Here is a 16,874-nt window from a genome sequence, read left to right on the forward strand (position 1 = left end):
TTTCTTTATAATATATTTATACCCTATTTATTGGATTGAGTATCAAGTTAATTATTATTGAATTGAATATTCAATTTTTACGTTACTTACATAGTCTCCAGCTGGAAGCTCACTATTTCCTTTCCAACTTAAATTAAATTGATTTACTAATAAGCCTACATGTTTACCAGCAGTTAAAGTTGTAATATCTGTTGAAGTATTTACTTTAGGAGTGATTTTTGAATCATAATTGTCATTGCCATTGTTTAAGGTTGTTTTAAAGGAATAAGGTGTTACATCAACATTAACTTTTAAATCAGAGTTTAAATTACTTGTAGCAACTACTGTAAATTCTTTTGTAAAACCATCTTCTGTTAAAGGTTGAACACCGATTTCATAAGATTCAATACCATCAGCAATTACTTCATCGTTATAAGCTAATTGATATGAAACAGGTGTTTCAGCAATATTTGTTTTAAGTTGTACATCAGCTGATTGTCCAATTATTTCTGAAGAGCCAGGACCCATTGCAAATAATGAAGCTGATACGATTAATGCTGCTGTTAAGATGGTTAATAATTTTTTCATAATTTTGTTTTCCTTTTAATTATTTTTGTTATTTAGTTTCTTTATGTTTAAAATATAATATATCTTGTAACTTATGTCAACAATTATTATTAAAAATTTTATTTAAAAAGCAATATATTATTTAATTACTTATATAATAAAGAATTAAAAACTAAATACTTATGGAAAGCTATAACACTTATGCACTAAGTTAAAAATTTGGACAAAAAAAAAGACCTAGTAATTAAACTAGGTCTATAGTGGCAAAGGGACTTGAACCCCTGACAAAACGGATATGAGCCGTTTGCTCTACCAACTGAGCTATGCCACCAAAACTGTTCTTTCGAACACGTTGGCTACATTATATTTTATTATGATTTTCGTCAATAGTTTTTATGAATTTTTTTTAAAAAAGTATTAATTTAGTATCTTAATAGACTTTATAATGTTATTATCTTATAAAATTACTTGTCTATTGGAGCAGTTTAATGAAAAAACGAAAATTTTATTCATTACCTTTTGAAATATTTTTAACAATCCTTTCCGCTGTTATTTACGCTTTCGCCTTTCCCTCTTTTCTGGATAATGAAGGGTTCCCTATTTTAGCATTTATTGCTTTTATACCAATGCTTTATGCTGTTAACAGAACAAAATGGGGATACACCCCTTTATTAGGATTTATTTTTGGAGCAACCTTTTTAGGAATTTTTAATTATTGGCTCAGTACCTTTCACCCATTAGCAATATTTATTGGTCCTATTGCGAAAGGTATTCAATTAATATTTTTCTTTCCTTTATTAAAATTATTTTACGTTTTTCCAAAAAAATTTAAGGCCATAGCTCAAGCTATTGGATATGTATTATATTCTTATATTGTTCAACAAGGCTTTTTAGCTTATGCTTATGGATCTTTAGCTTCTACAACAATAAATCTACCAGTAATTGCTCAATTAGCTAGTGTTACTGGAATGTGGGGTATTTCATTTTTATTATTTTTACCTCAGTCATTTATTGCAAATTATTTAGTAAATAGAGAAAACAATAAGAATGTCTCTACTTTCTTATTAGAAAGAAGAGATGGAATATATCTTTATATGTTTATAATGGTTTGTGTGTTAATTTATGGATATTCTTCTATTAATTATTGGAAATATAAAGAACCAGATAGATATGTAAAAATTGCAACAGTTCAACATAATGCTGATACTTGGGAAGGTGGTTATACTCAATACAAGAGTAATTTTGAGAAAATGAAGAATTTAACCTTAGAGTCATTAAAACTTGATCCTGATTTGGTTATGTGGAGTGAAACTGCTTTTGTACCAAGTGTTGCTTGGCATACTAAATATCCTAGCAGTCAACGAACATCTAAACTAGTTGATGATTTTGTTAGTTTTGGTAAAGAGCTAGATATCCCACTAGTTACGGGTAATGTTGAAGGTGTTTTAAAAGATAATGGATTACCTCCTTTTGATGAAAATGGTAACTGGAATAGAGATGATTATAATACTGTAATTCTTTTTGCTAATGGAGAATTAAAAGATACATATAGAAAACAACACCTAGTACCTTTTACAGAATATTTCCCCTATCAAAAACAATTTCCTAAATTTTATGATTTCTTAAAAGCTAACGATTATAAATGGTGGTTGCCATCTGATGTTTCAAAGGTTTTTAATTATAATGGTTTAAAATTTTCTACATCAATTTGTTTTGAAGATATTTTTTCTGATATAAGTAGAAAATTTGTACTTGGAGGATCGACTCTTTTACTAAATTTATCTAATGATAGTTGGTCTAAATCTATTGCTGCTGAACAGCAACACATGTATTTAGGAGCTTTTAGAGCAATAGAAAACAGAAAAAGTGTAGTAAGATCTACAAATAGTGGGATTACTTGTTTGATTACTGCATGGGGAGAAGTTATAGAACCTATTGAACCTTTTACAGAAAATTATAGAGTCTATAATGTACCAATTTATGATAATACAAAAGAAAATATAAGTTTTTACACCAAACATGGTGATTACATAGTTTATATAGCTGCTTTAATTGTTGTAGCAAATGCAATATTTAGATTCTTCCTATTTGTTTATAATAAAAGAAAAAAACACTCTCAAATAGAAAGTGATGAAAAACCTAGAAAAAACTTTTTAAAAAGAAATTATTTAAAAGATAAAGGGATTAAACAAATTCCTACAAAAAAATAATTTTTTTATACTGATTTTTTAATTAGAAATGTGTTAAAATACATAATACGATTAGAAAAATAATATTAAAAGGTTTAAAATGAGAAATTTACATACTCAAGGTTACACACAAAATAGAGAACTATCTTGGTTGAAATTTAATGAAAGAGTTTTAGAGGAAGGTATGGATGAAACTGTTCCTTTATTAGAACGTTTAAAATTTCTTTCCATTTTTTCAAGTAACTTAGATGAATTTTTCATGATTAGAGTTGGATCTCTTTTTGATATGCTTGAATGTAATGATGATGTTATAGATAATCGTTCAGGTTTAACCCCAGAAGAACAACTTAAACTAATTTACCAGGAAGTTAGAATTCTTTATAAAGATAGAGAAAAAACTTATGAAGAGGTTGAATCTCAACTTAGAATTCATCAGATTTCTCATTTAAAATATAAAGAATTAACTCCAAATGAAAAAAAATATGTAAAAAAATATTTTGAAAACAATATTTTACCTATTCTCTCTCCACAAATTGTTGATTCTAGGCACCCTTTTCCTCATTTAGCTAATGAAATTTTGCATGTTGGCGCTATGATAGATCATAATGGGACTGAATTATTTTCCGTAATTCCGGTACCCAAAGCCTTACCTTCTCACATATTTTTACCTAGCTCAAAAATTCGTTATATTAGTATTGCTGATATTATTTTGAAATTTTACAATGATGTTTTTTCAATGTACAAGATTCAAGATAAAACTATTTTTAGAGTTACTAGAAATGGGGATATTAATGCAGATGATGAAGCTTTTGAAATTGAGAATGATTTTAGAAAAAAAATGAGAAAACTTCTTCAAAGAAGGAAAAAACTTGCTGCTGTTAGACTTGAATTATCTTCAGATGTTAGTGGTTCTTTTATTAAGTTTTTAACCTCAAAGATAAACCTAACTGATGAGCATGTTTTTATTACAACTGCCCCTTTAGATTTATCATATGCTTATTCACTTGAGGATTATGTTGAATTACCTACCAAAAGAACTTTATTATATAAGCCTTTTGAACCACAAAAAACACCTAAAATTGATACATCTTCAAGTTTAATTAAACAATTACAGAAAAGAGATTTATTGTTATGTTATCCATACCAAAGTATGTATCCATATTTAAAATTAATTAAACAAGCTGCAACCCATAAAAATGTTATTAGTATTAAAATTACTATTTATAGATTAGCAACCCAAGCTAAACTTGTTGAATATTTATGTACTGCAGCAGAAAATGGTATAGATGTAACAGTACTAATTGAACTTAGAGCAAGATTTGATGAACAAAATAACATTGACTGGTCTCAAAGATTAGAAGAAGCTGGCTGTAAAGTATATTATGGATTTGAAGGCTTTAAAGTACACTCCAAAATAACTTTAATAACTTTAAGTGATAAAGGTAATTTAAGTTATATTACTCAAATTGGAACAGGAAATTATAATGAAAATACAGCTAAGCTTTATACTGATTTAAGCTATTTTACTAGTGATTTAAGTATCGGCCTTGATGCAACTCAGTTCTTTAAAAATATGTCAATTTCTAATTTATTAGGCTCTTATAAGCAATTATTAGTCTCTCCAGTTAATTTTAAACCATCAATTTTAAATTTGATTGATAAAGAGATTGAAAAAGGTGAAGAAGGATTAATTCAAATAAAAATTAACTCAATGACTGATGTTGATGTTATTGAAAGATTAAAATTAGCTTCCTGTAGTGGTGTAAAAATAAAAATGATTGTTAGAGGTATCTGTTGTTTAGTCCCAAATGTAAAAGATAAAACAGAAAATATTGAAATTATAAGTATTGTTGGAAGATACTTAGAACATTCAAGGATTTTCATTTTTGGTAAAGGTGAAAATGAGAAAGTCTTTATAGGTTCAGCAGATTTTATGACCAGAAACACTGAAAGAAGAGTTGAAATTGTAACCCCTATTACTAACCCAGAAATAAAAAATCAAATTAAACATATAATGGAACTTTGTTTAAAAGATAATGTTAAAGCTAGAAGACTTGATAATAAAGGTCGCTATAATAAAATTAAACGAGAAGGAAAAGCTATAGATTCACAAGCAACCTTAATGAAATTAGCAATTGAAGAAAGTAAAAAGCCAGTTGTTTCAGATGATAAATTTTTCAAAAGATTTTTCAAAAGATTTAGAAGGAATAACGATTAAAACTGATTGAAATAATTTTATCCGTTTCTATATCCAATAAGATGTCAATAATTTTATCATTACTTATAAATATTGATACTGCCTTGTTATTAGAATATTTTTTTATTTTTGAACAATACATTGTTGTTTTTATTGGCAATAAAGATAACAGAATCTTACTGTTTTCTTGAGTAAAATTGTATCTATAATCAGCTTTAACATTTTTCTCTATCCAATCTAAATTATATTCTTGTTGAAAAATTTTAATCATATTTGATTCTACTGAATTAATATTACCAAAAGTTATTTCCCCAATCTTTTCATTTGATGGTAATATTGGTTGATTATATATTAATAAGTCAGTATTTGCTGCAAAAAGCAAATTTGAGAAAAAAATTAAAATCAATGTAAAACATATAAATTTTTTATTCATATAAATAAAATAAAATAAAAACAAATACTTCTCAATATAAAAAATCAACTAGAGAAATATTTCTTTTTTATTTATAGTAAAAACAAGGAACATATTATGATAAAAACTAACCTCATCGAATATTTAGAAACAGAATTTAATCAAAGCATTAGAGATCCACTTTTCAGTGATATTAAATTAAGCAATTCAATATATAATGTTTATATGTGTAAGGAAGTTCAAAAACTTTCAAGAATTAAACAATTAGGTCCTACAAATCTTGTTTATCCAGGTGCAATGCATACAAGATTATGTCACAGTCTTGGAGTTTATCATTTGTCCAGGATGATAATAATTACTCTAATTTCAAAATCAAAAGTTAATTATTTTACTATTGATGGAATTAATTCTTTTTTACTTGCTGCCCTACTACATGATATTGGGCATTTCCCATATACTCATTCTTTGAAAGAGCTCCCTTTAATTGATCATGAAATACTTGCAACAAAAATAATTAAAGATTCTAATACCGAATTAAACAAGGTATTAAATAATGAGAAATTTAATATAGAAAAAATTTGTAATATTCTAAATTTTAAAGCACCAGCAATTGATGATGAATTAAAAATTTATAAATCATTATTATCTGGTGCATTAGACCCTGATAAATTAGATTATTTGAATAGAGATGCTTTTTTTGCAGGAGTAACATATGGGATACAAGATTGCTCATATATAATCTCTCATTTAACAATTTATGATGGTAAAAATACTTTATTAGAAAGTGCAAAATTATCTCTTGAGAATTTAATTTTTTCGAAATATCAGATGTACAAAACAGTTTATTGGCATAAAAGAACAAGATGTGCTACTGCCATGATAAAAAAATCGCTTCTTTATAATTTAAAAAATAATATAATATCTGCTGATCAATTGTACGATTTAGATGATTATAGTTTTAATGAATTAGCAAAAAAGAATTTTAACACCTTTATGAATGTATTAGAAGTAAATGATAATAAACTATTAAAAACAGTCTATGAAGAAAATTTTGATGAAAATGAAATAATGCATTCAACTTGTTTAGATTTAGACATTAGAACAGCTAAGGAAGATTCACTATTTAATATTTTAAAAAAGGACCATCCAAATCTAAGACCTGATCAAGTAATAATCGATATCCCTGAACCTATTTCTTTTGAAATTGATATACCTATTCTTTTCAAAAATGGTGAATTAAGTTCATTTAAAGAAATTGATGATATTTTTAATAAATCTATTATAAAAAACTTCGAAAAGTCTTTACGAAAAGTAAGAATTTTTACTATAAATGAAATCACTAAAAAAGAAATGAACGAGGCTATTATTAAATGTATGAAAAAATAGATTATAAAGAATTATTAAAAGGTGATATTCCCCCTTGGGTAAGACGATATATTAAACAAACTGGCAAAACAATTAATGAATTTGATATGATAAAAGAAAATGAAACAATTTTACTTTCTGTTTCTGGGGGTAAAGACTCCTTAGCTTTAGCTTTAGCTCTTTCATTAAGAAGAAAATGGTTGCCAATTAATTATAATTTAAAAGCATTGATGATAAATTGGATTGAACATCCAATAAGTGATAAAGCAAAACAAGCTTTGTATGATTACTTCAATGATTTAGATATCGAATTCACAATTTTTGATGAACAACAATATCCCGCGTCTTTTAATGGAGAATTTAATTGTTATCTTTGCTCTAGAAATAGACGAAGAATACTTTTTAATTATGCTCAAGACAATAACTTAAGAATTATTGCGCTTGGCCATCATCTAGATGATTTGGTAGAAACTACTTTAATTAATACTTGTTTTAGAGGAAATTTCTCGACAATGCTTCCTGTTCAAGAATTTTTTAAATCAACTTTATATATTATTAGACCAATGATTGAAGTACATGAAAGGATTCTTGAAAGATTAGCTGAACACTATAATTTACCTGTTGTAAAACCAGTTTGCCCATATGATCAAACCAATATTAGATCTAAATTAAAGCCAATAGTCTCTAACCTTTGTCATATCGATAAATTGACTAGAGAGCATATATTTAAATCACATAATTTTAATGAAAAAGTTGTAAGATAGCACTATTTTGTTGATACTCTTGTCTTAACTAGCTCTTTTTAACCAAGTTTTTTGTATTTGTTAAAATAAAGTACTTTTAACATGACAATTTATCATGTATAATTTGGTTATAGAAATTTCTGTTAAAAGGAGCTAAATGTGTTTAATAAAAAATTTTTTCTATCTTTAATTTTATTGTTTACAATCAATATTTCTTTGTTTGCATCATTCGGTTTTGATGTTGGCTTAAACTATACTTCTACTGAGATTGATGATTCAGGGACTGAAGTTGATAGCGAATATCCATTTAGCTTTGTTGCTTTACCTTCTTTTAGTATTGGTAAACTTTCTATGGAATTAAATGCACCATTGCATTTTAAATTAGATACAAATTTTATTACTTTTGATTATTCAAATTATCAATTACCAACGCCTCAAAATGATTTAGCAAAAGATGCTTTAACATATTCAAAATATTTCTTAGGTTTTATCAATTACATTCAATGGGGAGCCTTTAATGAAGATTTTGCAATTAGAGTTGGTAAAATAACTAATAGTACAATTGGAGATGGAGCTTTATTAAACCATTATAAAGATAATAATGTTGGTAAATTTTCCACTAGAGCAGGAGCTCAATTAAAATTAGATACGAACTTCCCTATTGGTATTGAATTTGTTACAACCGATATGTTTAATCCTGATTTATTAGGAGGTAGAGTAAATGTAAAACCTTTATTCTTCTCTAATAATCAATTCTTAAATAGATTAGCTGTTGGTTATACAGTTGTATATAATACAGAATTTGATGATGCTTCAAATTACTGGATTGATTTAGCATATGATTTACAATTACCAATCTTCAAAAATGCTGATAACAGTTTAATTACTTATTATGATTTGATAAGTAAAGAAATAAAAGATACAGATACAACTAGTCATAGAATTTTATCTCAAAGAATTGGGTTCTATGGTTGGTTATTTACAAATTTCTCATATGATGCTCACATTGAAAACTTAATTGATGATAATGCAGCAAATTATGATTTTGAACAAAACAATTTAGATTTAATTCAAAGAGCTATTTTACCACAATTTAAGCCTGACTTTGTAGTTAGTGGTAATGCTGGTTTCTATGCTAATAATGGATTATCAGAGTTTGTTTTAGCTTCTGAATTAGAATTCTCAGATGTTCAACTAGATGCATATAATTTAAATCTTACAATCAAGAGTCAAAAAGCAATTGGACCAATAAGTGATATATCAATTTATGCACAAAAAGATTTCTATAAAGAATCCGGTGTATTTAGTGAAAAATTTATTGAAGGTTTTACTTCTTTAAAAAATATAAGTGTTGATCTTTCAGCAAACATTATATTCTATCAAATAAACGAAATTACTGTTAATTTTGGTCTTGTTGGTGATTCAGATGGAAAGATTGAGCCTACATATTCATTAGGTTACAGATTTTCACTCTTTTAAAAAAAACAAGAAGGTATAATTTATGATTAAAATTTATAAAAAATTATTATTTTTATTACTACTAACGTTATGTACATTATCAAGTCTTTATGCTCAATATCTTTCATTTGATATTATTGAAGGAAGAGCTAGTGATTTGTCTTTGTACAACGAATATGGAAAAAGAGTTTCTTTAAAGTCTAATAGTAATATAAAAATAAATAATAAAATAATTTTAAAAACTCAAGATAAAGATGTGACTATTAATTATACTTATGGAACGTTGGAAATTGGTGCAAATTCTATAGTAGTAATTGATCCATTTAAAGTTGAACCTCAAATTTATTTAATTGATGGCCAAATTACTTTAGATACAGATTCTTTATTTATACAAAAATATTCAATTCTAACACCTGTTAGTGAATATGAATTTAAATCTCCAGCAAAAATTAATGTAATTAGTACAGCAGATTTGGAATATGGAATTTTCTACAGTGGCCAAGGTACATCCTATAATGCACTTACAAATGAAAGAACTTACATGACAAGTGCACAAATGATTGATATGGCTTATCCAGATAATTTCTCTCTAGATATTCCTCAAGATTATTTAACTCAAAATATAAATATTGAAACTAATAGGGATATTATAAACTTAATAAAAAGTGAATATGCATATAAAGAACAAGTTATTAGTGCTTCAAATAAAAAAGAAAGCATTGCTAATAGAGAAGCCTTCTTAAATGCTAATTATTTACTTGGACTTAAACCTATACAAAAAAGTAATAATTTTGACAATGTAACCACTATTAATTTTATTGTAACCGGTAATGGACAAGGAAATATTTATAACTTTAATTTGCCTGCTTTATCAGGAATTGTTAAAGATGCAAAAAATAATAACCAAAATATTTTATTGATCGATGGCGGTAATACATTAAACGGCTCCCCTTTTGTTGCATTTGATAAAGGTAAAACAGCAATAAAAATCTTAGATGATATTGGATATGATATTTTCGTTCCAGGTGCGATTGATTTTGCAAATGGTATTAAAAATCTAACTACTTTAAATAAAACTTCTAATATTAATTTCATTAGCACTAATGCAATGAATAATGATAATTTATTCTATTTTAATCCTTATGGATTATATTTATTTGATGATTTTAAAATTGCAGTATTAGGTCTTTCGAATCCTTCTGATTTAACCCAACTTATGGATTTAAATTTAACTGATGATGTTTTAGTCCAAAATGCTCAAAATGCTATTAATGAAGCTAAACAAGTTGCTGATTATGTAATATTAGTTACAAATCTTAATTACAATGAATTTAACTCAAATAATATAATAAGCAATATCAAAGGTATTGATTTAATTATTGATAGTAATAATAGTGATGCTTCTTTATTAAATATTAATGGAGTTCCTGTTTTAAGAACTGGCGTGGGTTATTCAGAAATACAAAATTATACAATTAATGTTAAAGATTCAAAGGTTGTTTCTACTCGTTATGCAAAAGTTTATACTTCTAATTTACTAGAAGATAACAACAGCCTATTAAAATCACTTAATTTAACTACAGCGAATATTGATAGAACATTGAATAATTATATTAATCAAGTTAATGTACCAGATAATCTTTCGGCTTTCTTATTAACTCCAACTATTAAAAGTACATCAACAACAACAAATGATACTAAAATTAAAAATACTGTAAATGTTAATAATACTAATACTCCAGAAGCTCCTAGTTTCAGTGATAATTTATTAATACTACCAGAAGATACAGCTACAGTACTTGATTTAGCACCTGCAAAACCAAACTTTACTAATGTAAAAATTAATGCAAATATTCCCGCTCCAAAGTTCAAACCACTTGCTTTTAGTGTTAGAAAACAAGAAGTAATTGAAGAACCAATAAAAACTGAACCTATTGCTGCAAAAGAAGAACAAACTGTTGAATATCAAAAAGCTAATATTTATTCAGGTGAAAATGAAAAATTAAAAGCTCATATAGGTTTAGATACAACTCTAGTTGCAAATATTGACGTTAAAGATTCTACTTTCTTAAATAATGATTATTATGGAAATGTATCAATAAAACCTTATATTAATTATGGTGGATTCTCTTTTGCTCTTAATTTAGCTGGAGATATTAATAGTGATTTATCATTTAGTACTGACTTATATCCTTTACCACCTACTACACCAAGAGATATAACTGAATATGCTTTAAGCGTTATTGATCATTTAAATATAGTTAATGCAAGTCAAAGTATTGATATAAATATTGATAGAAATACTTTTGATACAAATTTAGATTCTGCAATAGCATATGATAAATTAGGTGGCAATGATTTACATTTAAATACTCAATTAGTAACACCTTTTGCTCAACTAAATGTATTTACTTCAAATTTGAATTTATATGAACCAATTAATAATGAAACAATTGAGAATGTTTCAGTTAATGCAAAATTCACTCCTGTTGATTTATTAAATATTAAGGTTGGTGCTTTAGCTATTGGAAATTTTGGAACATTAGATGTTTATCCATCAATCAATTTTGATTTTATTCCTGTTAATAATAAAGATTTACAAGTTAAATTTAATATTGGAGCAACATTATACTTTAATGCAATTCCAACCTTTGATTATACTACTATAATTGATCCAAATGATCCTAATCTTGTTCCAAATTATATTGCTAATACTTCTTTAGCTATAAATAGTGATGCTTTAAAAGTTTCAATTGGAGCTAACTACTTAATTACTAAAGATGAAAACAAGTTCACAACTTATATGCTTCATCCAGAAACAATTAGAACTGCTATTTTTACACCAGTAGGTTCAAACACTTTATCTGCTATAGCTAAGGTAAAATATAACAATGATATTGTTAATCTATCACTTATTTATACTTTACCATTTGATATGAATACACTTGGATTAGAAGAAGATTTATTGAATATTGATCTAAGCTTAAACTTTGATAGATTTGGATTAGGTGGATATTATTACTTAAATGATGCTATTAACCACATAAAAGATATAATGAATATAAAAAGCTTCTTAATTAATAATAATACTGAATATGGTGGATATATTAGTTATAAATATAAAGATTTAACTTTAAAAGCTAATTTAGCACTACCTGGATCAACTACCGTTCCACTAGCATTCTCAGTTTCAATGAATTATAAACTTGACTTTGCTTTTTAATACTTAAAATTTAATAATCATACTTCTAAGAAGTAATTTTCTTAGAAGTATTTTTTTTTATAATATGTTATAATATTTTTAATATGAGAATACATGAATTAAGTAAACTTGTAGCACAACGAATTGCTGCAGGAGAAGTAATAGAAAGACCCTCTTCAGTAGTAAGAGAGTTAATTGATAATTCAATTGATGCTAAAGCAACATCAATTACTTTAAGAATTAAAAATGGTGGACTTGATGAAATCACATTATTAGATAACGGTATTGGTATTAATAAAGAAGATTTATTAATTTGTACTGATAGTCATACAACAAGTAAAGTATCTAGTATTGAAGATTTATATCATTTGCAAAGTATGGGATTTAGAGGTGAAGCTTTATATTCAATCGCTGCAGTAAGTAAATTAACCATTTCTAGTAGTTACAATGGTGAAGAAGCTCATACAATTGTTGTCGATAATGGTAAAAAAAGTTCTATAATACCAAATGGGCCTACTGTTGGTACAAAAATAATGGTGGAAGATTTATTTGCAGAAATTCCTGCTAGAAGACAATTTTTAAAAAGACCTTCAACTGAAGCATCAATGTGCAAAAATGTTTTAATTGAAAAAGCTCTAGCATTTAATGAAATAGAATTTAGATTTTTTAAAGATGATAAATTGGTTTTACATTTACCAATTACCACGAAACAAGAAAGAATTGTACAAAGTCTTAATACAAACAATAAAATTTTATTAAATGAAACATTAGAATTAACGGCTAAACATGATAGATATTCTCTTTATGCCGTTGCAGCCCTACCACATATAAAAAGAAGTGACAGGTCCCATATCAAAATTTATATCAATAATAGACCTATTCAAAATTATGCTTTAATGCAAGCAGTTAGTTATGGATATGGAGAATTATTACCTGGTGGAAGCTATCCTTATTGTTATTTATTTATAGATGTTGATCCAACTCTTGTTGATTTTAATATTCATCCTGCAAAGAGAGAAGCAAAGCTTAGAATTCAATCAGAGATCCATCATAGTATTGTTGTAATGATACAAAAACAAATGATACGCCCTATTCCAACTCTTGAAGATACATTCTTTCAAAATGATTTACCTTTTAATTCTCAAGCGAAGAATGAGTCTTATAATGAGAATAATAAGTATAACTCTCAAGTAAAGCAAAACAATTATTTTAATAGAAATAATAATTATCAAAGTGTTAATGAAAGTTCAATAGGAGAAGATCCTAAACCTAAAAATCCAGATTGGTTTCAAAGAGCAAAAGAAATTCTTAATCAGGGAAATAACTCTCAAAATGATAATACAGTAGAAATTAAAGAAAAAACAAATGATTGGGATTCGATACAAGAAGAAAAACCAAAATTTAGATATATAGGTCAAGCTTTTAAACTTTTTCTAATTGTTGAAAAAGATAATGAACTTTATTTGATAGATCAACATGCAGCTCATGAAAGGATTTTATACAATCAAATCAAAGAAAGACAAAGTGTCCAAAAGCTTTTGATTCCAATAGAATTTGAAGTCGATAGAGATGTAGATAATTATTTAGAAGTTAATACTGATGTCTATGCCAATTTGGGTATTACTTTATTTAAAAAAAGTGATTTATTATGGGAAATACATTCAATACCGACTGTGTATAAGCCAATTGAAGATAAAATTATTAATTATATTCAAAATAATACAGGTGATACTAAAGCAATCGAAGAAGGAATTTTTGCAATTCTTGCTTGTCATAGTGCAATTAGACAAGGTGACGATATTGATGATAGGACAGCAATCAGTTTAATTGAAAAAGTATTTGAATTAGATGAACCTGTTTGTCCCCATGGCAGAACATTTTTAATAAGATTTAATAATGACGAATTAAAAAAAGCTGTTGGAAGGACTTAAATCAAGATAAATAATATTTTTATTAGATGTTAATTTTACATATTTAACATCATTTAATTCATTAATAGAAATTTTAAAAGGATAAATCTCAGTTTCAAATTGATTGATTAAATTAGATGAAGAAATTAAATCTTTATTTGAATTATAGAAATTTATGTTAATTGTGTTTTGATTTTGAAATGTTTTTTCTAATTCATCTACATTTGAAAAATTATCAATTTTTCGATTTGAAAAATATAATACATCATTTTCCAAATATATAAATAATGTTTGAGAAGTTATTGAATTATTTAAATTAAAACTTTTTTCTAATTCTCTTCCGTCATTATTTAAAATTTTAATAGAATACATGCCTGATACAAAAGAATTTGATGCTAAGTTAATATTATTTGAACCAAGGGTTTCTACATTATTTATCATTATTTTTTCAGGAATAAATTCCCATTTTAATGAGTTATCTGAATTAGATAATTCCATTTTTGCTATATTCAAATCGGGCTGAGTAAATTCAACTCCTACTGATAAGTTAGGATATTCTTCAATTAAATCAAATTCTTCATTTACATTAACTTTATAAGTTGAAATATAATCAATATTTGATTCAATAGAAGAAATCTTAAATTCTCCATTTTCACATGAGTAAAATAATAATGATAGCCCTAGAATTACTAAGGCTATCATATTTTTTCTAATTTTCATTTTCAATTTCACTAATATAAGATCTTACTGGATTAGCATATGCATTTAATACATATTTTTTAACATCTTCACTTAAATGAGAGAAACGGGATAGGAATTTTTCTGTATCAAATTCACTATATCCATCTTTAAAACGGCTTGTGTTTTCAAGATAATCATAAGCAAATAAATTTGTAGGCCATAACTTATAATTTAAATGAATTTGTCTATCAATTTCTCTAGCTACTTCTTCATGTGTTTCATATTCTTTATCTACTAAAGGTTTACCAACATGAATATGTATTCTTCCTTTAAATTGGCGTAATCCTTTAACTAAAGAAATTAAATCTTCATATTTCTTTTTATTATAATTACCTTCATTTAAAATCTTAGTTACTTCTTCTCTACTCTTATTGATATCACAAGGATCGTATTCATATGATACTGCAACTGGAGTAATCCTACATTTATTTATTAAGTCACTAAATGTATAGTTACTTTTTTTCATTGATAGATAAAGCATTTTAATGATTGCAGGACTTGTTAAATCGATTCCATCTTTTGCTCTACCACTTTTTTGAGCAACCCAAATGCTTTTGTTTCTATCTAAAATTGTTTCACAAAAATATTTACTGAGACGAATTGATTCTTTATATTTTTCACGCAATGGTAAGGTTCTTTTTACTACAATTCCACCATTTAATCTAAATAATGTTTCTGCAGCTTTACTACTCATTAAATTATCACCAAAAGCCATTTCACATAATTGCTTATTGTTTTTTAATAAAGCATAATCTAATAAAGCACAATCCAAAACAATATCTCTATGATTTGAAAAAAACAAATATGCATCATTATCAGATAAATTTTCTAAACCAGAGAAAGACAAATCAGTAACTGATCTATCTAACATAGCAGGAATAAAAAATCCTGAAGTAATGTATTTTTGGAAATCATCATAATTATTAACTTTATTTAAAACTTCAATAATTTCCTTAGTTTGTCGCATTACTTTTTCTTTATAATCAGGTTTTTTATTATCCAATAAAATTGCCAACAAATTTTGAATATATAAAGGATTACTTTGAAGAAGTTTTACACCTTTTCTAGCTTCATCTCCAGTTAAAGGAGAAATGTCACTATATAACTCTAAATCCATTATTTACTCCTAATTATGTAAAGATTTGATATACTGAGTTCTTTCCCATAATGTAGGGTCACTCATTTTCTCTTGAGCCAAGATACCTTTAAACTTATCAATTGAATCATACCCTTTTTTCTCCATCCAACTATTTAAAGAATCAAGCATTAAATTAACAGTATCTAACCCATTTTGGATAAATGCGGAGCATACTTCGACAGCTGCCGCTCCAGCTAATAACATCTTAATAATAGTTTCACCATCATAGATACCTGTATTAGCACATAAATCAAGATTAATTTCTTCACTCATTAAACCAACCCATCTTAATGATCTACTATATTCATTAGGACTAGATATGGTATTTCCTCTAGACATAGAGACTGAATTAATATTTATATCAGGATTAAAGAAACGATTAAATAATACTAAACCATCATATTTTAAAAAATCTAGTTCTCTAATAATATTTGCTGTTGAAGAAAAAGTTGAACTCATTTTCAATGAAAGAGGTAATTTAATTTCTTGTCTTGCGATTTTAGCAAATTTAATAAATTTCTTATCCATTTGTTTTCCATCTAAATTAGCATTGGATCCAATTTCATAGTGATTTACTTCAAAAGCATCTGCTCCACAATAAGCAAAACGAGGAGCATATTCTCTTATCCAAGAGCCATCACCTGAACCATTTAAAGAAGCAATAATAGGAATATCACAAGCCTTTTTTGCATCTTCAACTAAAGTTAAATACATATCAATATAATGATCTTGACTTGCACCTCTTAAAAAACCATATGCGTCAGCATGGTTTAAAAAAGATTGTTCAATGTCTACGTTAGAATCAGCATCTTTATCAATTTGTTCTTGGAAAATAGATTTCAAAACAATAGCGCCTACTCCTGCATCTTCTAACTTTTTAATATTATCTAAGTTGGATGTCAAAGGACTACTTGCTGCAATAATTGGATTTTTTAATTCCAATCCCATATAATTAGTTTTTAAATTAGCCATT

General features: G+C 26.4%; 12 protein-coding genes and 1 tRNA gene. 7 read left to right on the forward strand and 6 right to left on the reverse strand.

Annotated features, from left to right (window positions below):
- Window positions 1–54 precede the first annotated feature (54 nt).
- Both ACZ5RS_RS10610 and ACZ5RS_RS10615 read right to left on the reverse strand, forming a co-directional pair.
- Entirely contained in the window at window positions 55–567 is a 513-nt protein-coding gene (locus ACZ5RS_RS10610; RefSeq protein WP_464635223.1) for a hypothetical protein, read from the reverse strand.
- A 237-nt stretch (window positions 568–804) separates the two neighbouring features.
- Window positions 805–877: transfer RNA gene (locus tag ACZ5RS_RS10615), tRNA-Met, on the reverse strand.
- A 157-nt stretch (window positions 878–1,034) separates the two neighbouring features.
- On the opposite strand from ACZ5RS_RS10615, the gene lnt reads away from it, so the two are divergent.
- Together lnt and ppk1 are read left to right on the forward strand one after the other, a co-directional pair.
- Window positions 1,035–2,756 (forward strand): apolipoprotein N-acyltransferase, encoded by a 1,722-nt coding sequence (gene lnt / locus ACZ5RS_RS10620; protein WP_464635225.1) that lies wholly within the window; start codon window positions 1,035–1,037, stop codon window positions 2,754–2,756.
- Window positions 2,757–2,835: 79 nt separating this feature from the next.
- Entirely contained in the window at window positions 2,836–4,953 is a 2,118-nt protein-coding gene (gene ppk1 / locus ACZ5RS_RS10625; RefSeq protein WP_464635227.1) for a polyphosphate kinase 1, read from the forward strand.
- Here ppk1 and ACZ5RS_RS10630 read toward each other — a convergent pair.
- Window positions 4,934–5,365, reverse strand: a complete 432-nt coding sequence (locus tag ACZ5RS_RS10630; protein WP_464635229.1) for a hypothetical protein — start codon at window positions 5,363–5,365, stop codon at window positions 4,934–4,936. The two genes, ppk1 and ACZ5RS_RS10630, sit on opposite strands and share 20 nt — an antisense overlap.
- A gap of 96 nt (window positions 5,366–5,461) precedes the next feature.
- Between ACZ5RS_RS10630 and ACZ5RS_RS10635 the strand changes: the two genes are divergently transcribed.
- The 5 genes from ACZ5RS_RS10635 to mutL all read left to right on the forward strand — a co-directional run bounded on the left by ACZ5RS_RS10635 (window position 5,462) and on the right by mutL (window position 14,043).
- On the forward strand, window positions 5,462–6,730 hold the full coding sequence (locus ACZ5RS_RS10635) for an HD domain-containing protein (protein ID WP_464635231.1): 1,269 nt from the start codon (window positions 5,462–5,464) through the stop codon (window positions 6,728–6,730).
- Window positions 6,715–7,473: a PP-loop family protein gene (locus ACZ5RS_RS10640; protein ID WP_464635233.1), complete on the forward strand. Its 759-nt coding sequence runs from the start codon at window positions 6,715–6,717 to the stop codon at window positions 7,471–7,473. Before ACZ5RS_RS10635 ends, ACZ5RS_RS10640 begins: the two co-directional genes overlap by 16 nt.
- 138 nt (window positions 7,474–7,611) lie before the next feature.
- A complete protein-coding gene (locus tag ACZ5RS_RS10645; protein ID WP_464635235.1) occupies window positions 7,612–8,931 on the forward strand; it encodes a hypothetical protein in 1,320 nt (439 codons plus the stop codon).
- Window positions 8,932–8,953: 22 nt separating this feature from the next.
- Window positions 8,954–12,133 carry a bifunctional UDP-sugar hydrolase/5'-nucleotidase gene (locus tag ACZ5RS_RS10650; protein WP_464635237.1) on the forward strand — a complete coding sequence of 1,060 codons (3,180 nt, stop codon included), beginning with the start codon at window positions 8,954–8,956 and terminating at the stop codon, window positions 12,131–12,133.
- A gap of 83 nt (window positions 12,134–12,216) precedes the next feature.
- Complete coding sequence (mutL, locus tag ACZ5RS_RS10655) at window positions 12,217–14,043, forward strand: DNA mismatch repair endonuclease MutL (protein WP_464635239.1); 1,827 nt, start codon at window positions 12,217–12,219, stop codon at window positions 14,041–14,043.
- Here the strand turns inward: mutL and ACZ5RS_RS10660 are convergent.
- The 3 genes from ACZ5RS_RS10660 to ACZ5RS_RS10670 are packed head-to-tail and all read right to left on the reverse strand — an operon-like array spanning window position 14,017 to window position 16,873.
- Complete coding sequence (locus ACZ5RS_RS10660; protein ID WP_464635241.1) at window positions 14,017–14,742, reverse strand: hypothetical protein; 726 nt, start codon at window positions 14,740–14,742, stop codon at window positions 14,017–14,019. The genes mutL and ACZ5RS_RS10660 overlap by 27 nt on opposite strands.
- Window positions 14,732–15,880, reverse strand: a complete 1,149-nt coding sequence (locus tag ACZ5RS_RS10665; RefSeq protein WP_464635243.1) for a 1-acyl-sn-glycerol-3-phosphate acyltransferase — start codon at window positions 15,878–15,880, stop codon at window positions 14,732–14,734. Before ACZ5RS_RS10665 ends, ACZ5RS_RS10660 begins: the two co-directional genes overlap by 11 nt.
- A gap of 9 nt (window positions 15,881–15,889) precedes the next feature.
- Window positions 15,890–16,873, reverse strand: a complete 984-nt coding sequence (locus ACZ5RS_RS10670; RefSeq protein ID WP_464635245.1) for a dihydroorotate dehydrogenase-like protein — start codon at window positions 16,871–16,873, stop codon at window positions 15,890–15,892.
- Window position 16,874: the final 1 nt, after the last annotated feature.

This window comes from Pleomorphochaeta caudata, from assembly GCF_055395745.1.